Raw genomic sequence first — 22,631 nt, 5'->3', positions numbered from 1 at the left:
ATAGGGTCGTATTATGGTTATAATAGCGGCGGCATAATTTTATAAACAGTAAAGATAACAACACGATAATCGTGAGCACTATATAATTGTGAGTACTACAAAGAACGTGAGCACTATAAAGAATAGGAAACCTTGTATGAAAAAGCTTATTTCTGGGTCGCAGCTAGCGACTGTAGCCTTAGTCGGAACACTAGCGGTTGCGATGACAGGCTGTGCAACTAAGCCGACCTATCAAAATTCTGCACGACCAGCCCCTAAGATTATTACCAATAGTCAAGGTGTCCCCAACTATCACCTTGTAAAACGTGGCGATACGGTTAGCCAGATTGCTTCACGTTATCGCTTAAATTATCGTCAAATCGGAGCGCTGAACGGCCTTGATAGCAAGTATACTATCTATAGTGGCCAATGGCTCAAGCTTTGGCATGGTGAACAAAGCGCGCCCACACGTCCTGCTAGTAACAACAACTATAACGTTGCCACTACGCCTACGACACCGCCGCCTACGACAGGCTCGGCACCTGTTTATGAAGTAACTGCCAATTCGACCGCTGGCTACGAGTATCCTAGTCGTAATCAAGTCCTTCGTAATTTTGATGCTGCATCTGGCAACATGGGCATGTGGTTTGCCGGTAGAGAAGGTGATCCAGTGCTCGCCAGTCAAAGTGGAACGGTACTATACGCGGGTGATGGGCTAACCGAGTATGGCAATCTTATTATGATTCGTCATAGCGGTGATTACATTACCGCTTATGCGCATAATAGCCAATTATTGGTTAAAGAAGGCGAAGCGGTACAACGTGGTCAACGTATTGCCAGGATGGGTAGTAGTGGCCAGACCAATCAAATAGCCCTACAGTTTCAAGTACGTCTAAATGGTAACCCTATTGATCCGCGTGCTGTACTAGGACGTTAAATCATTGCTCAAATAAATGTCGTTTGGCTTAAGTTTTATGTGACCTAAGCTAACAAGGTACAACATAAGAGCTATCGGATACTTATAACCTGTCACTACTTTTCATATCGTTGCAAAGCCTTATGAAAAGTGGTGATAGGTTTTTTTATAGAGTGTCGAGATGATTTAGAGTTAACCTGTTAATTAAACTTGTTTTTTGTTTAGACAGCTTTTGACTGAAATTTAAGGCCATATTGTATAATGACTACTACGATTTTTGACACGCAAAGCTATAACTATCCGCAGAATTTTGCGGAGATACAACCTAAGCTTACGCGCTTGAAAAAGGCGATTAAAAAGCTAGAGGCAAACCTAATCGATGCCGATGACGATGCAAATATTGAGCTGCTGAAGCAAAGATTGAGTGGTGAGTTAGGGTTGAAAGTAGACTACGCCAGTGAGCTAAACCCTGATCAATTGCTAGCAGCCACTACTATTGAAGGGAAAGTATTGGTCATCGCTGGTGCTGGCTCTGGTAAGACCAAAACCTTGACCTATCGCACCAGCTATTTGTTAGAAAATGGGGTGAACCCCAAAAGTATCTTGCTACTGACTTTTACCCGTAAAGCAGCAAATGAGATAAAAAGTCGCGCCAAAGTTTTATTGGCTGATACGTTATCAGACGATGACCTGGCAAAAGACAGACTACCGACCAGTAAAGCGTTAAACGATATCACCAGTGGCACTTTTCATTCATTCTGCAATATGCTATTGCGTCAGTACTCAGGGCTACTTGGTATTAATCCGCGCTTTACTATCTTGGATACAGGTGATAGTGAAGACGCCATCGATTTAATTCATAAGGAAAAAAAGTATCCTGCGCAAACCAAAAGCCAAGCCTTTCCGCGTAAAAAGACCTTGCGAAACATTATCTCTACTTCTAGAAATAGACGCATTCATATCCGCGACTTAATCGAAAGTAATTATCCTGATATCGCTGTACACATTCCCATTATCGAGCAGTTGGCAATTGATTTTCATGAGTATAAGCGCGCCAATCATCTTTATGATTTTGACGATATTATTAGCCAAGTCGTACGACACTTAAAGACCAACGACACCTTTCGCCAAATGCTACAAAATCAATATCGCTACATCATGGTTGATGAATATCAAGATACCAATATTCCGCAAAAACAGCTGATAGATTTGATTTGTGAGCCTGAATCGGTATCACTGATGGTAGTCGGTGATGACAATCAAAGTATTTATGCTTTTCGCGGCGCAAACTACGAAAATATTCTACTGTTCGGTGAGACTTATCCAGATGCCAAGCTTATCAAGCTGGAGCAAAACTATCGCAGTACGCCTGCTGTTCTAAATTATATCAATGCCTTGTCTGCGCAAATTACCTTGGGCTATCAAAAGCAGCTGTACTCTAACGTATCGATAGAGGGGTACAAGCCCGTCTTTAGCCGCCTGAGTGATGAAACCCGCGAGGCTAAATATATCGCTGATAAAATCATAGAGTTAAAACCAGATCACGATTACAACGATTTTGCGGTACTGTGCCGCACGTCTTTTCAGTCCAATTATGTACAGTTAGAATTTATGGAACGCGGCATTCCATTTATCGTGGTAGGTGGTATCAAGTTCATTGAGAGACGGCACATCAAAGATGTGTTAGCCTTTGTCAAAATACTCTATAACCCAAATGACACTATTGCGTGGCATCGAATTCTAACCTTGTTTAAAGGAGTAGGGGCAGTTACCGCGACTCGGTTAACTCAAGCAATCGATGCCGATAGCCATTCTTTTGAACCATTACTCACGCCAAAGTTTGCCAAAAAAAGTGAGCAACTTGAGCCTTTATATCACACTTTAACTAAGGCGAGTCAAGCAGAATCAGTCGAGACTATTATTGAGCATGTTTTAGAGTTTTATGTCCCTATTCTAAAAACGTTAGAGGAAAACTGGCGTGAGCGCAATGAAGACTTTCGGGTGCTTAAAAACTTAGCAACAGAGTACAGCAGCCTTGATAGTTTCTTAGAAAATCTGGCGCTCGATCCACCCAATGACTCAGTAGCGACGACCAGTCAACCAGAAGAGGATGATAAAGACAAAGTGACGATTTCGACCATTCATAGTGCCAAAGGGCTAGAATGGCCAGTGGTCTTTGTCAATTCATTAGTCGATGGTATTACGCCGCACCATCGCTCTTTGGCTGACTTTGAGGAGCTAGAAGAGGAACGTAAACTGTTCTATGTGGCTTGTAGTCGTGCCAAGAGCAGATTGTATCTGACTGCTCCAGATTATTTTGCCAGTTATTCAGGATATTTTGACAAGCCATCACGATTTATCGCTGAGTTGTCTGCAGATGAGGTGGAGGTTAAGCGCTCAAGGAAGTCGTTAGAAATGCTGGCGAGTGATGATCCCGTGTGGTGGTGATTGTTAAAAGTTTTAAGACATTTAGTTTTATTCTAAAAATAAAATATACAAGTATCCCTTCAATACTAATACTTGACAATATTTCAGTAATATCTATACTTTTCTCATTAGATGGTTTAATAACTTTTGTTGATAAACTGTTAGTTTTGCTCTTACTGTAGCAATGATGAGACTTTACTTATGCCCTCACAAACTGCACGTCTGCACCAGCTCAAGGTTGGCAGTGACATTTTAGCAACCACCTCCCTTTATCCAAGTGCCTTTTTTTGGACAAGTAGCCTTAATCAAAGCGCCATTAGTCATATACTCGTGTTCAGTTATGACTTTTTAGATTCAAACGCTTGTTTGTCCTTAATTAGTAAACCTATATGTTTAACCACGTTATCTGCAGCTCGAGAGCCTACTTGCCGTTGTGGACTCATTCAAGCCGTCCGCTACCATCATTCAGACGGCGCCATGCACTTTTACACCCTTGATATCGTCACCCTTGACTGGCAACTGACCCAGTCCATCCATACTCGCAGCTTTGTGAATCAGTCCACCTTCGATATCATCACCGCTATCTTGAATGATTATGACTTTGAATGGCAGCTCTCAGAGCAACTGCTCTCATCAGATACTTTAACTCGTCCGCTAGAGATGCGTAGTCAGTCAGATGTTAGCGATTATGACTTTATTAACGGCTTGCTGGCAGATATTGGGATAATCACCTATTGGGTATCAGGTGACTCAGTGGATGAGCTTGGCTATTGGTCTTTGGTCAGTGCGCTAGACGAGAATGCGTTATCACCACTTAATTATAGCTATGAGAAGTCCTCAGTACAGTCCGGTCAAGACAGTGTCGATACGCTACAGATGAGCGCCAAGCAATTAGGCACTCGCACCGTGGTGGTACGAGCGGATGGACTCGCTACTGATACTATCTATGAAGGTGTGGCAGATGACGACTCACCCTTAGCATTTGATGACACCGCGGTGCTATTTGGGGCGCCGTCTCGGGTATATAGCGATGAATCTGCTACCCGCTTAGCTGAGCAATGGGTACGCGCCAATGGCTGCAATAGAGAATATTATAGTGCCACAGGCGCCATGCGTGGCCTAAGCATCGGTAGCCAAGTTAGCATTAACAACCTACCTTCTATTGGTCGTTTATCTACAAATTGTACGGCTATGATCATCGTCGGTATCGAACCGAGCAGTGACAGCGTCTCCTACCACAACCAAGTGCTGATAAGAGACTGGCTTACGCGTACCGCTAAACAAACAGCACTTAGCGCCATACCCGAGCACGGCTACGACATTGCTCGTGACACTGGCATCTGGGTAACCGCCACGCTATTAGACTCTGCTATTCCTTACTGTCCCTACCCAAGCAAGCAATCCCTTGTCAGTAGCCGCTATAGCGGTGTCACCCAAGCGCGTACCGGTGATGCCACTACCTCAGCCTCGCCAAGCTACGCCTCACAGGTCACCGATGACGGTTTGCAGCGCATGATCACGACTCCGGTATCCGCAGGAATCAGCCTGCATGATGATGGGGTCACCCCGCCACTGCGCAGCCTGCAGTTGTCCTCAGGAGCCACCCACGGTTGGCAGTTTGCGCCAAGGCTCGGACAAGCGGTGCTACTCAACCACTGGTATGGCGACAAAGATAGTCCCCTGATCAGCCGCGCCCTCTATGACGGGATCGGCATGGGCGATACTGATGACAAAGACATCACTGCCCGTGACGGCGGACTGGCTAACAGACATAATCTGAAAAACGGATCTTCTCCCAGATGGCATGGCTCAGGACTGGGACATTCGCAAATCAAGGATGATGCCCACAGTGGCTGGATCTCTGGTATTGCTCAGTACGGGCTCACAGAAAACTCTGAGGTTACACTTCTCTTTGATGACACCCCAAACCAAATCGGCATGCAGTGGGCGGTCAACACCGCTAGTCGTGCCAATGCGCAAAACCCAACGACAATAGACAAAGCGACCTTTGCTCCTGATGAGCACGTGCTTGAGCTTGGCGTCCTACGCCATCGCTACAGCAACCATCAATCGACAAGTAGTGGACAGGGTATAAACCTTGCCACCGATCATGGACTACAAGCAACAGCAAATAGTTGGTATAAATTTACATATGAAACTGCTGATATTTGTACTAATGCCTTAAACACTTATGCAGCACAAAGTGAAGAGCTTTAGATAGATCTCATAATAAATGTATACTATTTGCCACTCCAGCAGCCTTTTGACCTATGCTGTCAAATCCGTACAACTAAAATTGGAAGATTTTAATTACGCAGCTTGACAATAATAATCAAACCTCATCTGTCTTGGCGTCTTATAGCCCAAACCTGTCTGACCATGTATTGACTGATATGATGGCCTTGCTCTGCAAGATGAGTGTGCAATCGCTCACAGCCATAGCGCTGTTTAGTTTCATCATGAGCCACGCGAACTGGCTTCTGCATCAAATATATATCTAATAACCCTATCATTCCTACCAATTTACTTCTCATTAGATGCCTATAACTAAAAATATTTAGTGCCAAAAAAATCCGTCAAATATGGGTTTATTAATTATCAGGTTCGCGTTATTATCACCCCTAATTTGTAAGACTCTACTACCTATCAAGAAAGGATATTCTATGCGCTATGAGGTTATTGTTATTGGTGCTGGTATGGTTGGCACATCGATTGCGTGGCACCTGCAAAATAATGGTTCGCAGGTATTATTGTTAGACAAGAAATTGCCAGGGTCAGAGACTTCATATGGCAATGCTGGTTTGATCCAGCGCGAAGCGATTCATACGCATCCTTTCCCGCGTCAGATCACTGAGATGATTAGAGTATTGCCTAACCAGGGTACTGACATTCGTTATCGTATACCAGCTATCTTACGTTATCATCAAGCGCTATTGCAGTATTGGAAATACTCTACGCCTGCATCAGTCAAAAAAATCGAGGCTGAATGGCAGACATTGATTGAGCATTGTACCAGTGAGCATCAGACCATGATTACAGCGTCCGGCGCTGATGAGCTGATTACTCGTGATGGTTGGTTACAGCTGCATCGTTCTGAAGACACATTTAAAGAAGCGATTGCTTCAGCTATTGATGCTCGCGCGCAAGGTGTTGAGCATAACGTACTAAACCTTGAAGAATTAAAAGCGATGGAGCCTAGCGCTAATTTTGAAGGTTTCGTCGGTGCGATTCATTGGTTGAACTCATGGCAAGTATCTAACCCAAGCGCCTTGGTAAAAGCGTATGCCAAAAATTTCCAAGAGATGCAAGGTACAATCAAAGAGAGCGATGTAAAAGAAATCGTACAAGAGGGTGAAGGCTGGAAAGTTGTTACCGATAACGACACTTATTATAGTGATAAATTGGTCATTGCAGCTGGTCCTTGGTCAAATGATCTGATCAGACCGCTTGGTTACAACTTGCCGTTGTTCCCGATGCGTGGCTATCATCAGCACTTTAAAGTGACGGACAAAAACACTATCAATCATAGTATGTTTGATATGGATAAAGGCTTTGTTATGGGGCCAATGCAGCAGGGTATTCGTATCACGACCGGTGCTGAGATGACTACCATGAATGCGCCAAAAAACTTTGGACAATTAAAAACGGTATTGAAGTTTGCTCGTAAAATTCTACCGCTAGATGATGCTGTAGAAAGTGAAGCTTGGGCCGGCTCACGTCCTTGTATGCCTGATATGAAGCCGGTGATTGGTCCTGCGCCTAAGCACAACAGATTATGGTTTGCCTTTGGTCATAGCCATCAAGGCTTTACATTAGGGCCGATGACAGGACGCATTGTGGAAGAGATGATTCATGATAAGCCGGTACTGGTCGATGTAGCACCATTTAGCGCCCAGCGTTTTTCTAGCTAAACATTATTTTGTGAATGATGATTGTTGCAAATATTTGAATAAATTCAGTTCTATCATTAAGGATTAGTTACGATGAAAAAGTTACATAGTAGTCAGCGTATGAGTAAGATCGTTGTGCATAACCAAACGGTATATTTATGTGGTCAAGTAGGTAATAGCGATGACGATATCAAAGCGCAGACATTGACTTGTTTGGAGAAGATACAAGCATTGTTAGAGGAAGTGGGCAGTGATAAATCGAAACTGCTAACAGTGACGGTCTGGGTAAAAGATATGGCAGACTTTGCCGCGATGAATGAAGTATGGGATAAGTGGTTTGACGGTATACAGCCACCAGCTCGTGCTTGTGGTGAGTCTGCGTTGGCACGTCCTGAGCTATTGGTTGAGATGACTGCCATCGCTGCTGAGTAACTGTCTGTTTATAAAGATTGTATAGAACAAGGAGGTGATATTGATATCGTCTCCTTTTTTTTGATTTTTATGCGCTACATTTTTATAAAAAACGGTTTACCAGCAAAATTTTGATAAATATAAGTTTACAAAGCTAAGGTGTTTGCTTATCCAATAGCCTAAGCATCTGTTGCAAAAAAGTACTGACTTGTTTGTGTAAGTTTTGCCGATAAGCCCAGTGATGACTCACCTCATAGCTTGCCTCATCAGGTAATAAAACTTTCATCAGCCCCATGCCCTCATAACGCTTTGCCAAATCATTTGGTAGGTAACCGACGTGATGACCTGCAAGAATCAGCTGCGCTGTCGCCTCCATATGATAAGTGGTGGCACTCAACGTCTTAGGGCGAATATGGTTAATGCTGTGCTCAGTAATATAACCTCGTTTGATCCATGAGTAGTTTTGTTCTAATTCATGAAAAGTCAGGCCTTTTGAGTCATCAAATAAGATGTGTTTGCGTCCACAGCAAACCACTTGTTTTTCAACAAAGGCATGTTGAAAAGTTAATAGAGGAGGAAAGCTACCAAAATAACCCACGCCAATGTCGCTTTCGTTGCTCAAAAGCTTGTCTAACATGCTCTCTGGGCTTTGCACATCGATAGAGAAGTGGATCAGTGGATTTTTACTATAGCTTGCGGACAAGCATTGCTGTAACGCGTCATAAAAAAACGCGGGCATCTGATCAATGAGACACAAACGAATGTGACCCCCATGAACAGAGTCCAATTGACGAATATAATGCAATTGATGTTGAAAGCTGGCAACCGCTTCGGTAAAGCTCAAACAGGCTTCATAGACCGCTGCGCCATCTTCTGTAAGCTTAAAGCCAGCTCGGCCGCGATGACAGAGCGTCATACCCAAACGATCTTCTAAATGAGTCAAATGACCGCTAATGACAGAAGGGGTAACATTTAAGCGAGTTTGTGCGGCTGTCACGCCTTGACACTCTACAATAGCCATAAAGCTACGTAAGGTTTTGATGTCTATTTTTATCAGCTCATCTAACATTAAGACTTATGCTCCAGTGCTTATTTCTTTCATTTTTTAATATAAAATACGGTTTTTGACTTTTAATAAACTTCTGATAATAACGAACAAATCAAGCTTACTACGGAAATTTAGAAGTTTACTTCTAAATTTTACCATGGTCTGTACTCTGATATTTAGGTATTGTCAAAGCATATAACAAATTGCCTACCGTAAATAAGATAAAACAAGGATGAGAATGATGAAATTCAATCAACCATTAAGCGGCAACGAGATGCCAAGATTTGGCGGTTTTGCTTCGATGATGCGTCTGCCTACTCAAGCTGATGCTCAAGGATTAGACGTTGCTTTTGTTGGTGTACCGTTAGATATTGGGGCGTCAAACCGCAGCGGTGCCAGACTTGGCCCAAGACAGATTCGCGATGAATCACGCATGATTCGCCCTTATAACGTGGCGACTCGCGCCGCGCCCTTTGAATCCCTACAAGTCGCTGACATTGGCGATGTACCCATCAATACTTTTAACCTACTAAAAAGCGTCGATATTATCGAACAATTCTATACCGATAAAATCGTTAAACACGATGCTATCCCATTAACGTTAGGCGGCGATCATACCATTGCACTGCCTATCTTACGCGCGCTTGCCAAAAAACATGGTCCTGTCGGCATGGTGCATATCGATGCTCATGCGGATATCAATGATGATATGTTTGGTGAAAAAATCGCTCATGGTACTCCGTTCCGCCGCGCTGTTGAAGAAAACTTAATCGATGGCAATCGTGTGGTACAAATTGGCTTGCGTGGTACTGGCTATAGCGCTGAAGAGTTTGATTGGTCGACCCAGCAAGGCTTTCGCGTGGTGCCAGCGGAGGAGTGCTGGTACAAGTCGCTTGCACCGCTCATGGCAGAAGTACGTGAAAAGCTTGGCGATGGTCCTGTTTACTTAAGTTTCGATATTGACGGCATTGATCCGGCGTTTGCGCCTGGTACAGGCACGGCTGAAATTGGTGGTTTGACGTCTACGCAAGGTATCGAGATTATCCGCGGTATGCGTGGCCTTGACGTGGTTGGTGGCGATTTAGTAGAAGTATCACCACCATATGATCCGTTTGGTAATACTTCTGTGTTAGCAGCGAACTTGCTGTTCGAGATGCTATGTATCTTGCCAGGTGTGCGCTATGACGACAAAGTCAAAGCAGTCTACTAATCGCAGCGTTTATCTCGATTGAACTGTCCTGCAAAGAACAGTTTGGACAAAATAGTCTCTATAACAAGCAGCCTTTATATATAAATAATATAAGGGTTGTTTCAAGATACAGATTTGATAATTTTGATAATTGCCTGAATATTCAGCGAACCTTTTTAGGATGATCGACCCATGACGCAATCAATGCAAGCGCCTTCTTCATTGCCAACAACCTCACCTCTGACATGCGGTGAGCTGTTGGTACAATGGTTAGAGTATTACGGAGTTGAAACCGTATTTGGTATCCCTGGTGTCCATACGGTAGAGCTATATCGTGGTTTGCCCAATACCGATATTCGCCATGTGACCCCGCGTCACGAGCAAGGCGCTGGGTTTATGGCCGACGGCTATTACCGCGCGTCTGGTAAAGTTGGCGTTTGCTTTATTATCACAGGCCCTGGCATGACCAATATCATGACTGCGATGGCACAAGCGTTAGCAGATTCTATCCCGATGTTGGTGATATCTAGTGTCAATAAAGTTGAGGACACAGGAAGCGGTGAAGGGCATTTGCATGAGTTGCACGATCAGCAAGGTATGGTCAGCAAGGTTGCGCTTATGAGTAAAACCATCTGGCAACCTGAGGCGCTACCCAAAGTCATTGCTGAAGCATTTTCCATGTTTAACGGCGCTCGTCCAGGCCCTGTCCATATTCAGCTGCCTATCGATGTAATCACCGCCGATGCCAGTCATGTTGCTAAGCCACCTAAAATAGATCAAAGTGCAAAAAACCAAGCTGATGCGATTTTAGCACTACCGCAGGTCACAAGACCGCTACCCAATCCTGCGCAGCTTGATTTGATCGTTGAGCAGCTAAACCGCGCAAAGAATCCAGTTGTATTGTACGGCGGTGGTTGCGTTGACGTCGATCACGATGCACAAAGGCTGGCAGAGCTGATAGATGCCCCGACATTTTTGACCATCAATGCCAAAGGTTTGCTGCCACCTGGTCACGCACTCAGTTTGGGTAGCAATCAGTCATTGGACGCTGGTCGCGCCGTGATTAGCGAGGCAGATTTGGTACTAGCGATCGGTACCGAGCTTGGTGAGACTGATTACGATGTGTTTTTTAATGGTGAGTTCCAAGTCAACGGCACACTCATTCGTATTGACTGCGATGCTCAGCAGTTGCAGCGTCCTTTTAGGGCGGATATCGCCGTATTGTCTGATGCACAGATGGCGATTAGTGGGCTATGTACACGTTTAGAAAATCACAATCTCAATCATAAGGCAGCAGCGCGCGTAGCCGAGGTAAAGCAGACGTTAATAGAAGCGATGACCCCAGACTTTGCTGGTCAAAATGCACTACTTAAGCTCATTCGTGATGAAGTGAAGGATGTCATCTTCGTCGGTGATTCAACGCAGCCTGTCTATAGTGGCAATCTTGGTTTTGAGGCATTATCAACCCGTAAATGGTTTAATTCATCGACGGGATTTGGCACGTTGGGTTATGGTTTGCCTGCCGCAATTGGCGCAATGATTGGATCGAAAACGCCTGTCATTAGTCTTATTGGTGACGGTGGTATTCAGTTTACCATTGCTGAGCTTATCTGCGCCGCTGAGCTTGAGCTGCCATTGATTGTCCTACTGTGGAATAACCAAGGTTATGGTGAGATTCGTCGTTATATGGAAGAGGGTGGTTTGCCATTGATTGGGGTCAATATAAAAACACCTAATTTTGAGCATTTAGCCGCTGGATTTGGCGCAGGCTATCGCAGAATTAATGATAAACAACAACTGCTAGATGCTTTACAAACAGACACTCAAGGTAGCCAGCCTATCGTTTATGAAGTGGATGAAGCTGATGAATTTCTTATCAATATGGGTAAGACTTTTACTTGTTTTAGCTAATCAAAAGGTCACTACGCATATAAGAAACTGGCATATAAAAAACTGGTCGCTCAGGGAAGAACGCCCATGCTATCAAACGTTAAAAAAGCGTCAGACGAAGGACTTGAGCGGTTAATGGGTTTGTTAACGGATCTAATTGCTACTGTCGGTGCGGCTAATGTAATGACCAAACCCAGTCAGCAACAGTCTTATCTACACGGTGCGACTGGAGATATCGCAGATGCCGTCAAGGCAGTAGTAACGCCAGATACCTTAGTAGCGCTTTGGCGCGTGATTAATATTTGTGCGGCAGCGGATGTGATTATTATTGCTCAAGCGGCCAATACGGGACTGACTGGCGGCTCAACCCCGTACGGTGACTATGATCGACCAGTCGTCTTGGTTTCGATGCAGTTATTGACCGGTAGCTACTTGCTTAACGATGCTAAAGAAGTGATTGCGTTACCAGCCACCACGCTTCAGCAGCTAGAAACGCAGCTTTCGCCATTAGGGCGTGAACCGCATTCGGTATTGGGCTCTAGTTGTGTTGGCGCGTCAGTGATTGGCGGTATTTGTAACAGCTCAGGCGGTATGTTGGTACAACGTGGGCCTGCTTATACTGAAATGGCATTGTTTGCTAGGCGTAATAATGATGGTGAGTTTGAGTTAATTAATCATTTAGGTATTGATTTAGGTGAGCATCCAGAGCAGCAGCTGCGCAATTTACAGTCTGGACAGTTTGACAAAAGCTTGAGCGCTTTAAGTGATACATCCATCAATAGAAGTAATGCAAACCATCACTATCAGCATAAAGTCCGTGACTACAAAGCCAGTACGCCTGCTCGTTTTAATAATGACCCTAACGGTCTATATGAAGCTGCTGGCTCAGCAGGTAAGGTCATTGTCTTCGCTGTTAGGGTCGCCACATTTGCTAAGCCGGCCCAAGAACAAACGTTTTATATCTCGACCGATAACGCGGATACCTTAACCATATTGCGTAAGCAATGGCTAAAAAGCGCGCTGAGTCTGCCTGTCTTGGCAGAGTATATGCACAAAGACTACAACGATATTACCCTGCGCTATGGCCGCGACACTTGTCTTAGTATGCGCAAGTTGCCAGCCAGCAAAATAGGGGTGCTATACCGATTACAAGCAAAGATCAGCTATTATCTAGATAAATGGCGACTGCCAAAAACGTTGCCTGATCGCGTGCTACAGATGGCAGCCATCTTTATGCCCGCCTCGTTACCAAAAAACTTAGCTGAGCAGTCACTTTCGTACCGTTATCACTTAATTATAAAAGTGGCGGATGATGATGATAAGAGTAATGACATTGCTGCTGCGACAGCATTTTTACGTGAGTATGTACAGCGACAACAAGGCAAATTGCATCTGTGTACAAAGGATGAAGCACAAGCATTATTGATGTTTCGTAGTGCCGCCACCGCTGCTATGTTTCGCTATCATAACCTCAATCACACAGCGTTCGGTGAGCTATTATCCACTGATATCGCTCTGCCTAGAAATGCGACAGATTGGGATGAGTCTTTGCCGACTCATTTACAACAGCAAGTAAGTAGAACTTTTTATTTGGGACATTTTTTTTGTCACGTTTTGCATCAGGATTATCTATTAAAGCCTGCGGTTGATGTAAAAGAGTTCAAAAAAGCGCTACTAGATTTTTACAATGAGCGCCATATCGAGTACCCTGCAGAGCACAATGTGGGCCACGTCTATACTGCAAAACCTGCACTACATTCTTTTTATAAAAAACTAGATCCGACCAATTCACTTAATCCGGGAATTGGTCGGACAGCAAAATGGAAAAATTGGCGAGTGTCGCCTATCATGGAGGAAACAAATGACGGTTAATATCAATAAGTCGCAGCAGCCTGTTTTAGGCAATGATGCTGTCGACTCAAAAACGCCGCAAGGAGAGCAATGGCGCGCGTCATTGTGGAAGTTTTTATTGTTTTCAGCGCTTGGTATTGCGCTATTTATTATTCCATTTCAATGGGATGGTAAAGTTACGATTTTACTTGGTGTATTAACCGATGCTTTGCAGGCGGCTTTAGGTAGTTATGTCGCTTATATTACCCTTGCGATAGTCACGACCTCTTTTATTGGCGCGCTTGCAGTCAAAGTATTGCGTCCTAATTTACACCCAGATTCTTTACTAAAAAAACTCTTCGATGTCGATTGGTTATGGCTTGTCGCACGTTTTTTAGGTACGCTATTTATCTGGATGATTTTTTTACAAGTAGGTCCAGAATTTATTATTAACCGGAATACTGGCGGCGTCATATTTGAAGATCTGGTCCCCATTTTGGTTCCTTTATTTTTCTTTGCCATTTTATCTTTACCGTTCTTGACTGACTTTGGCTTGATGGAGTTTTTGGGAACTTTGGCCAGTAAAGTATTTATTAAACTGTTCAAACTGCCAGGTCGTTCTGCAGTCGATGCAATGTCCTCATGGTTTGGTGCAGCCTCTATCGGTCTGCTAGTGACTATGCAAGAGTACGATAAGAGTTACTATAGTCAGCGTGAAGCAGCCATTATTGCCACGACTTTTTCGGTAACCTCTATTGCTTTTACTTATGTCGTTGCCAAGACCATTGGGGTAGATAATAATTTTGTCTTCTTTTATTTGACCATCGCTTTGACTGGTTTTATTGCTGCGATTATTATGCCGCGCATACCACCATTGTCACTAAAGCCTGACACCTACCATTCTGGTAAATGTTTGTTGAATGAAGACATTCCTGCGCAATATAGTATGCCGCAGTGGGCATTGAACCGCGCAGTGACTCGCGCACACTCTATGCCAGGCTTGGGTAGTGTATTTAAAAACAGCGTAAAAAACTTGTTTGATATCTATTTTGGACTTATCCCAATTATTTTTGCAATCGGTACTATTGGTCTAGGATTAGCTGAATATACGCCTGTGTTTGATTGGCTTGCCGCGCCATTGGTTCCTGTGCTCGATTTGTTACAAATTCCAGAGGCTGCCAAAGCAGCTCCTGCTATGATTATGGGTTTTGCTGATATGTACTTACCAGCGTTGGTCGGTAAGAGTATTGAGAGTGAAATGACACGCTTTGTCGTTGGCGCTGCCTCTATCACGCAGATTATTTACATGTCTGAAGTTGGTGCGCTGATTTTGAAATCAAACATTAAACTTAATGTTTTAGAGCTGTTTATGATTTTTATTATTCGTACGCTTATTAGCTTGGTGGTTATTACATCAGTGGCACATTTGCTGTACTAGTAATTTATTTATAGCAAACATAGAGCCGATTTGATGTCAGTCAGATCGGCTTTTTGCTATTTATATATTTTCAAAAAAATCTCAAATCGCTAAGCGTGAAAACTTCTCTTGATATTCTTTTGGTGTCAGCTCGGTTGCGCGCTTAAAAAGTCGCGTGAATGATGAGATGTCATCGTAGCCAACTTGCTCAGTCAGCGATTTTATCGTCACATTCCCTGATTCCAACAACCGCTTTGCTTGCTCAATTCTGACTGCTTGAATGTATTCAATTGGGCGCATCGCGACGCAAGATTGAAAACGTCTGTTTAAGGTACGCGGGGTGACATTGACCATCGCTGCCAAATGGCTCACCTGTAAAGGTTGTTTAAAGTTATCTTCGATAAATACTTGTACTTGCTTGACCAGCTGGTCTGCATGCGGCTTATGCAAAGTCACGTTAGTATAGCTGTTTTGATTGCCACGTTTGCTATCGATGATCTGAGTTTTGGCCACTTGAGTCGAAATCTCACGGCCGCAGTAACGCTCTATCAATAACAAGGCTAAGTCATAAAAGGCGCTACCGCCTGCGGCGCAAAAAATATGTCCCGATTGGGTTGTTGACTCGCTTTTTGACTGGATTTTTGATTGCGTAACAAACTGGTTTTCTTGCAAATCAACCAATGGAAAATCTGTCTTAAACTTATTGGCATAGCCCCAATGAGTGGTCGCGACTTTGCCATCGAGTAAGCCTGCCTTTGCCAAAAAAAACGCGCCGCTACAGTTACTGGCGATATCCGCCTTGGTCGTTGCAAGCCGCTTTATATGCACAATTAATTCACTGTTTTGATTCAGTACTTTATCGATCGAATCGCCAATGGTTGGAATTAATAATAAGTCGCACTCAATCACATCTTGAATATCGCAATGCGCTTGCATGATTAAGCGATTGCTACATCTGATATCGGCACCGCCTAGACTGGCTATCTGCACATCAAATCTTGGCTCTACCGTCTCATCTGCGAATCGTTGCCAGCTGACCCCAGTAAATGAAAATAAATCTAGGGCCCCAGCGAGCACGCTACCGAGAACACCATCGAAACCAACAATAATGACTTTAAAAGGTTTAGAGTAAGGCACAAGCGTTTCCTTTCTTTATACGTATCAGAAATAAAGTTTTTCGACTGAATATTTCTCACAATCAATGTTGTGTATGTCTTATTTGACCATAATTATGTCATAAATGACAATACGGTACGGCGTTAAATTAGATTACTATCAATTAATTATCAAATTTAATAAGTTAACGAGAATACTATGGCAGCAGATACGCTTATCAATGACTTTGAATTACCGTTCCAATTATATGATGTATTGGGCACTGAAGACTTAACCAAACATCCTAAATTTGCAGAACACAGCCGCGAAACCTTTGATGCGGTTTTGGGTACCGCCAATAAAATTGCCACCGATTTGTTTTTGCCACACAACCATTTGGCAGATAAAAACGAACCACAGTTTGACGGCAAAAAAGTCAGCATGATAGACGATGTTAAAGTAGCTTTTGATGCGTTTCGTGAGTCAGGTTTTATCGCGGGTCGTTATCGCTTTGATGATGGTGGGATGCAATTACCTGAAACCGTCATGACAGCGGTGGCAGGCTATTTTATGGCAGCCAATCCATCGACCACCGCTTATCCATTTTTGACCACTGCCGCGATTAACGTCATCTCGCATTTCGCCAGTGATGAGATTAAAGATGCCTTTATGCCGCGTATGTTAACGGGCGAGTTTACTGGCACTATGGCACTGACCGAGCCACATGCAGGTTCATCGCTTGCTGATATCAAAACCACAGCAGTAAAGCAAGACAACGGCAGCTATCGCATCAAAGGTAACAAGATTTATATCTCAGCGGGCGATCACGAATTGTCTGACAATATTGTGCATTTGGTATTGGCCAAAGTGCCGGGCGGTCCTGGTGGCGTCAAAGGTATCTCGTTATTTGCTGTACCCAAGTATCGCTTAAATGAAGATGCCTCGGTCGGCGAGCGTAATGATGTCCATCTAACCGGACTCATTCATAAGCTTGGTTATCGCGGCGCGACTTCTACGGCGTTAAGTTTCGGTGATGCAGGCGAGTGCTATGGCTATCTCATCGGTGAAGAGCATTTCGGCCTGCGTTATATGTTTAAGATGATGAATGAGGCGCGTATCGCGGTTGGCTTTGGCGCGGCGATGATTGGCTATCGTGGTTATCAGTATTCGCTCGATTATGCAAAAGACAGAACGCAGGGTAGAATCGCACCGAATAATAAACCCGAAGATGCAGCAACGGCGATTATTCAGCATGGTGATGTCAAACGCATGCTCCTTGCGCAAAAAGCTTACAGCGAGGGCGGCATTTCACTGTGCTTATACGGCTCAAACCTGATTGATCGTATCAATACCTGTGAAGACGCCACACTCAAAAACGAGCTATCAGAATTATTGGATTTACTCACGCCAGTGTTAAAAGCATGGCCATCGGAATATGGGCCAAAGGCCAATGATTTAGGTATTCAAGTATTGGGCGGTGCAGGCTACACGCGTGAATATCAGGCTGAGCAGTTTTGGCGTGACAACCGTCTCAATCCCATTCATGAAGGCACAAATGGTGTGCAGGCGTTAGATTTGTCATTTCGTAAGTTATGGCAAAACAAAGGACTTGGTATTCAAGTTTTAAAACGTGAAATCACCCAAGATCTAGAAAGTATTAGTACGCCAGAAACTGCAAAACTTGCGGGTAAATTGATGCCCTATATGGATCATCTGCATGAGGTATTGGTACATCTAAGTAAGGTTTTGCAGACAGAAAAAGTCATTACGTTGACGGGCAACGCGCAAGCGTTGATGAATATTTTTGCCTCTATCGTGGTCAGTTGGATTTGGATTCGCCAAGCGAGTAAAGCGGAGCAGTTGCTAAGCGAAATTAACGACAGCGGCACACAAAATACTGAAAAACAAAACTTTTATCATGGCAAACTACAAGCAGCCAAATATTTTATCGATTGGGAGCTGCCATTAATCAAGCGCGATATTGAACTGTTGAATAACGACAATGCGGTATGTACCGATATGCAAGCAGAATGGTTCTAACCAATGAAAGGTTAGTAGTATCATTTTGTAGAAACTTGCATCAGATAAAATAAAACTCTTTTAAAGGAATATTATATGACGTTAAATACAAATGGAGTTGCATCAGACGTAACTGGTAAACGCATTTTAATCACTGGCGGGGCGTCTGGTATCGGCGCTGCAAGTGCGTTATTGTTAGCCAGTCGCGGGGCCAAAGTAGTCATTGGTGATCTAGCAGAAGAGATGGGCGCAGCCGTTGCTAAGCAAGGTCAGGAAGCTGGCAATAGTATTGTGTTTAAAAAGGTCGATGTTACCAGTGGCGATGACGTGCGAGCGCTATTTGCCTTTGCCATGGAGACGCTTGGCGGTCTTGATGTGGTGATAAACAATGCTGGCATCGATCATAAGCCAGCACCCATGCACGAGCTAAGCGATGAGGATTTTGATCGCAATATCGCCGTTAATTTAAAAGGCGTCTGGCATTGTATGCGAGCTGCTGTCGCTTGTATGGCGACCAATGGCGGTGGTCACGTGATCAATGTCGCGTCTATCGCAGGTTTGCGTTCTGCGCCGCTGTTATCAGCTTATAGCGCTGCAAAGCATGGTGTCATGGGGCTAACCAAGTCTGCTGCTCATGAATATGCGCGCATCAATATCCGCTTTAATGCAGTCTGTCCGAGCTTTATCGATACGCCGATGGTACGTAATACCATGGCGAAGATGGATGAGCGCGCCCAGCAAGCAACCATTAAAGCCAGCCCAATGCGCCGTTTGGGAGATGTCGATGAAGTGTCTGGTGCGATTGCTTGGCTGGCGAGTGATGAAAGCAGCTTTATGAATGGTCATGCGTTTACCCTCGATGGCGGCATGTTGGCTTAATAGTTTATACCAATCCCAAAAATATGATTAGCGGTGTCAAACTCGCTTAGTCTACTAATTGTAGTACTTGCACTCGTTTTCCTTGCTACTCAAATTTTTGGAAATGGTCTTAAGTTTCGTAAAGCTGATAAAAATCTTAAAACTGAAGGGTTAATTTACAAAATTATGAGGAATAATGATGAAAGATTTATTTGATTTAACGGGCAAGATTGCCTTGGTTACTGGCGCTAGTCGTGGTATTGGTGAGTCTATCGCTCGTTTATTGGCATCTAGAGGCGCACATGTCATTGTCTCTAGCCGTAAGATTGATGCTTGCCAAGCCGTCGCTGATAGCATCAAAGATGATGGACATAAAGCCAGCGCCTTTGCCTGCCATGTCGGTGAGATGGATCAGATTGAGGCGATTTTTGAGCACATCAAGAGCGAATTTGGTCAACTTGATATCTTAGTCAATAACGCTGCCGCCAATCCTTATTATGGGCATATCTTAGATACAGATTTGGCAGCGTTTGATAAGACTGTGGAAGTTAACATTCGTGGTTATTTCTTTATGTCGACAGCTGCGGGCAAGATGATGCGCGAGCAGGGCGGCGGGGTGATTTTAAACACCGCCTCGGTCAATGGCTTGGTCGCGGGTGATAAGCAAGGCATCTATTCAATCACCAAGGCTGCCGTGATTAGTATGACCAAAGCTTTTGCTAAAGAATGTGGCCCCTTAAATATTCGCGTCAATGCGTTATTACCAGGTCTGACCGATACCAAGTTTGCCTCGGCTTTGACCACCAATGATAAAGTCTTAAAAATGGCGCTACATGCCATTCCACTAGGACGCGTAGCCGATCCGGACGAGATGGCAGGTACGGTATTATATCTAGTGTCTGATGCGTCGAGCTATACGACAGGTGCAACGGTGGTTGTCGATGGCGGTATGCTTGCTTAGTAGTAAATGGGTAGTAAATGAGTAGTTTGAAATAATAGAGCCAGCTCTTAAAGTAAAGAAACCGCATGATGCTAATATCATGCGGTTTTTTGTATTTATACTCTATATTCAATTTATATGATCTAAACTTATAAATAAATTAACTGTGAAGCTACGTTAATAAAAAATAGAGATGAGTTATTGTCCTGCAATATAACTGTTGCTATAGTAAATAACGGTTTGATCTTAAAATGAGTCGCTTATAGCGTATTTACTAAGCTCTTTTATTGTCTACCGGTCACTACCAAGTACGAAATGGAATTCGTCTCAGAGTTAGTAGATGCTATCTCTATATCTCAATACGATAAGGAAGTCGTCAATGATACATGCTCATACCCCCATTCATAATAAGCAAAAACTCAACAATAAAACCAATAAAAATCTCACTACTAGGGCGTTAAAATCAACTTTTACTGCATTGGTGGCCAGTCTGGCGCTTGCATATAGCGCGCAAGCATTTGCTCATGGCGGCAAAGTCAATATGGTTCCGATCGAGGAGGCGATGAGTACAGCGGGTGCAGACGTTGAATATGATAGTTATGCTGAGATGTATACTATTACTAAGAACTCAACCCGCGTACAAATCAAACCCAACAGCAAAACTGCTATGGTGAACGGGCAGTCCTTAGCAATCACCAATCCGCTCATCATAAAAGATGGTCAAGCTTTAGTGCCTGATTCATTAGCAAATGAGATTTTACAATCAGGTTTGGATCAAACTTTTAAGATAGAGCAAAGCCCGCATCCACTCAATGTGTTAAGTGCTGAGGAGATCGAGCAAACTTTGGCTATTATCAAAAAAGCCAAGCCTACCGAGACCAATCTACGGTTTTCTGATATCCGCCTAAAACAACCTGATAAAGATGCAGTATGGCGTAATGTCACTGAAAACAAGCCTTACCAAGGTGATCGAGTGGCAACCTTTAGCATTTTAAAAGGCAATACGGTCATTGAAGGTGAAGCAAATTTAAACAAAAACGCCTTAACCAGTTGGAATGCGATAGAAGATACCTTTGGTATGGTGCTGGTAGATGATTTTTATGCCATACAAGACATCATCCAAAATAGCCCTGAATACAAAGTGGCGTTAAAAAAACATGGTATAGATGATGTGACTAAGGTTGTCGGAACGCCGCTGACCGTTGGATATTTCGGTGATCAGGACAATTTAGATCAGCAGCTGCGCGTCCTTAAAATCGTCTCTTATCTAAATGTGGGCGATGGCAACTACTGGGCGCATCCTATCGAAAACTTGGTGGCAGTGGTCGATTTAGATGAGAAAAAAATCATTAAAATAGAGGAAGGTAGTGTCATTCCCGTACCGATGACCCCGCGTCCAATCGATGGTCGTGATCAAGATATTGTCACTAGTAAGCCATTAAATATCATCGAACCAGAAGGCAAAAACTATACCATCACTGGCCGAGACGTTGAATGGCACAACTGGAAGTTTCATATTGGTTTAGACAGTCGAACAGGCCTACAGCTTAGTACGGTCACTTTTAATGATAAAGGCGTTGATCGCAAAATCATGTATCAAGGTAACTTGGGCGGTATGGTCGTGCCTTATGGCGATCCAGATATGGGCTGGTACTTTAAATCTTATCTTGATGCTGGTGAATACGGCATGGGAACTCTGACCTCGCCGCTAGAAAAGAACGTCGATGCACCAGAAAACGCGGTACTCCTTGACGCTGTGCTACCAGACTATCAAGGCAATCCTTATACCATTCCGAATGCCATTGCAGTGTTTGAGCGCTATGCAGGTCCTGAGTTTAAACATCAAGAAATGGGGCAAAAAAACGTCAGTACTGAGCGCCGTGAGCTGGTCGTACGCTGGATAAGTACGATAGGTAACTATGATTATATTTTTGACTGGGTGTTTGAGCCAAACGGTACGATCGGTATCGACGCTGGGGCAACTGGTATCGAGGCTGCTAAAGGCGTACTTGCAAAAACCATGCACGATCCAACGGCCAAAGAAGACACTCGCTATGGTACGTTGATTGATCATAATATCGTCGGTCCAACGCACCAGCATATCTATAACTTCCGTTTGGATATGGATGTCGATGACAAGACCAATCATATCAAACGTATAGATCCCATCGTCGCTGACAATACACGCGGAGGGCCGCGTACTAGTGCGATGGAGACTCGCGAAACCACAGTGGTGACCGAGACGGCCGCCAAAGAAAACTTCGATCCTGCTTCTGTGCGTCTAATCAGTAATGCAAGCAAAGAGAACCGTATGGGAAATCCGGTATCGTATCAAATGATTCCGTTTGCAGGCGGGACTCATCCTATCGCAAAAGGTGCCAATTTCGCTGATGATGAGTGGATATACAATCGTCTTAATTTTATGGATAAACAAATTTGGGTGACCAACTATGATGCAGATGAGCAATATCCAGAAGGTAAATATCCTAATCGCTCTGACAAAGATACTGGCTTAGGGCAGTTTACGAAAGACGATGAAAACATTCATAACAAAGACTTGGTGGTGTGGCTAACGACAGGTACCACCCATATTGCCCGTGCTGAAGAGTGGCCTATCATGCCGACAGAATGGGTAAACGTGCTACTCAAACCGTGGAATTTCTTTGATGAAACGCCATCGCTGCATTTGAATCAAGATAAAGGTGAAAGCGAGAGCAAATAA

General features: G+C 43.9%; 16 protein-coding genes. 13 read left to right on the top strand and 3 right to left on the bottom strand.

The annotated features are described in order from the left end of the window. Positions 1–136: 136 nt before the first annotated feature. From ACTXGH_RS09085 to ACTXGH_RS09075, 3 genes are all read left to right on the top strand, one after another. Positions 137–916, top strand: coding sequence for a LysM peptidoglycan-binding domain-containing M23 family metallopeptidase (locus ACTXGH_RS09085; protein ID WP_439296877.1), 780 nt, complete (start codon positions 137–139; stop codon positions 914–916). Between the two features lie 240 nt (positions 917–1,156). Beyond that, on the top strand, positions 1,157–3,343 hold the full coding sequence (locus ACTXGH_RS09080) for an ATP-dependent helicase (RefSeq protein ID WP_439296879.1): 2,187 nt from the start codon (positions 1,157–1,159) through the stop codon (positions 3,341–3,343). Between the two features lie 180 nt (positions 3,344–3,523). Further along, a complete protein-coding gene (locus ACTXGH_RS09075; protein WP_439296880.1) occupies positions 3,524–5,539 on the top strand; it encodes a contractile injection system protein, VgrG/Pvc8 family in 2,016 nt (671 codons plus the stop codon). Between the two features lie 122 nt (positions 5,540–5,661). Here the strand turns inward: ACTXGH_RS09075 and ACTXGH_RS09070 are convergent, their stop codons facing one another. Then, positions 5,662–5,856: a hypothetical protein gene (locus tag ACTXGH_RS09070; RefSeq protein ID WP_439296918.1), complete on the bottom strand. Its 195-nt coding sequence runs from the start codon at positions 5,854–5,856 to the stop codon at positions 5,662–5,664. 129 nt (positions 5,857–5,985) lie between these two features. Here ACTXGH_RS09070 and ACTXGH_RS09065 point away from each other — a divergent pair, with 129 nt between their 5' ends. Both ACTXGH_RS09065 and ACTXGH_RS09060 read left to right on the top strand, forming a co-directional pair. Beyond that, a complete protein-coding gene (locus tag ACTXGH_RS09065; protein WP_439296882.1) occupies positions 5,986–7,233 on the top strand; it encodes an NAD(P)/FAD-dependent oxidoreductase in 1,248 nt (415 codons plus the stop codon). 72 nt (positions 7,234–7,305) lie between these two features. Beyond that, the gene (locus tag ACTXGH_RS09060; protein WP_299219550.1) at positions 7,306–7,644 is read left to right on the top strand and encodes a RidA family protein; all 339 of its coding nucleotides are present in this window, start codon (positions 7,306–7,308) and stop codon (positions 7,642–7,644) included. Positions 7,645–7,777: 133 nt separating this feature from the next. Here the strand turns inward: ACTXGH_RS09060 and ACTXGH_RS09055 are convergent, their stop codons facing one another. Next, positions 7,778–8,692, bottom strand: a complete 915-nt coding sequence (locus tag ACTXGH_RS09055) for a LysR family transcriptional regulator (RefSeq protein WP_439296883.1) — start codon at positions 8,690–8,692, stop codon at positions 7,778–7,780. Positions 8,693–8,912: 220 nt separating this feature from the next. Here ACTXGH_RS09055 and speB point away from each other — a divergent pair, with 220 nt between their 5' ends. From speB to ACTXGH_RS09035, 4 genes are all read left to right on the top strand, one after another. Beyond that, positions 8,913–9,881 carry an agmatinase gene (gene speB, locus ACTXGH_RS09050; RefSeq protein WP_439261294.1) on the top strand — a complete coding sequence of 323 codons (969 nt, stop codon included), beginning with the start codon at positions 8,913–8,915 and terminating at the stop codon, positions 9,879–9,881. Between the two features lie 171 nt (positions 9,882–10,052). Further along, positions 10,053–11,771: a 5-guanidino-2-oxopentanoate decarboxylase gene (locus ACTXGH_RS09045; RefSeq protein ID WP_439296884.1), complete on the top strand. Its 1,719-nt coding sequence runs from the start codon at positions 10,053–10,055 to the stop codon at positions 11,769–11,771. A 66-nt stretch (positions 11,772–11,837) separates the two neighbouring features. Beyond that, the gene (gene dld / locus ACTXGH_RS09040) at positions 11,838–13,622 is read left to right on the top strand and encodes a D-lactate dehydrogenase (RefSeq protein ID WP_439260956.1); all 1,785 of its coding nucleotides are present in this window, start codon (positions 11,838–11,840) and stop codon (positions 13,620–13,622) included. Continuing rightward, positions 13,612–15,018 carry a YjiH family protein gene (locus ACTXGH_RS09035; protein WP_439260955.1) on the top strand — a complete coding sequence of 469 codons (1,407 nt, stop codon included), beginning with the start codon at positions 13,612–13,614 and terminating at the stop codon, positions 15,016–15,018. The genes dld and ACTXGH_RS09035 overlap by 11 nt, the downstream gene beginning before the upstream one ends. A gap of 81 nt (positions 15,019–15,099) precedes the next feature. Here the strand turns inward: ACTXGH_RS09035 and ACTXGH_RS09030 are convergent, their stop codons facing one another. After that, a complete protein-coding gene (locus ACTXGH_RS09030) occupies positions 15,100–16,134 on the bottom strand; it encodes a GlxA family transcriptional regulator (protein ID WP_439296885.1) in 1,035 nt (344 codons plus the stop codon). A 177-nt stretch (positions 16,135–16,311) separates the two neighbouring features. On the opposite strand from ACTXGH_RS09030, the gene ACTXGH_RS09025 reads away from it, so the two are divergent. The 4 genes from ACTXGH_RS09025 (at position 16,312) to tynA (ending at position 22,631) form a co-directional block, all read left to right on the top strand. After that, the gene (locus ACTXGH_RS09025) at positions 16,312–18,132 is read left to right on the top strand and encodes an acyl-CoA dehydrogenase (RefSeq protein ID WP_439296886.1); all 1,821 of its coding nucleotides are present in this window, start codon (positions 16,312–16,314) and stop codon (positions 18,130–18,132) included. A gap of 75 nt (positions 18,133–18,207) precedes the next feature. Further along, on the top strand, positions 18,208–18,990 hold the full coding sequence (locus ACTXGH_RS09020; RefSeq protein WP_439296888.1) for an SDR family NAD(P)-dependent oxidoreductase: 783 nt from the start codon (positions 18,208–18,210) through the stop codon (positions 18,988–18,990). Positions 18,991–19,165: 175 nt separating this feature from the next. Then, positions 19,166–19,930, top strand: coding sequence for an SDR family oxidoreductase (locus ACTXGH_RS09015; protein WP_439296889.1), 765 nt, complete (start codon positions 19,166–19,168; stop codon positions 19,928–19,930). 358 nt (positions 19,931–20,288) lie between these two features. Further along, a complete protein-coding gene (gene tynA, locus ACTXGH_RS09010) occupies positions 20,289–22,631 on the top strand; it encodes a primary-amine oxidase (protein ID WP_439296890.1) in 2,343 nt (780 codons plus the stop codon).

This window comes from Psychrobacter sp. 1Y10 (assembly GCF_052259005.1).
Taxonomy (GTDB): domain Bacteria; phylum Pseudomonadota; class Gammaproteobacteria; order Pseudomonadales; family Moraxellaceae; genus Psychrobacter; species Psychrobacter saeujeotis.
This window is presented reverse-complemented; position numbering and strand designations above follow the sequence as displayed.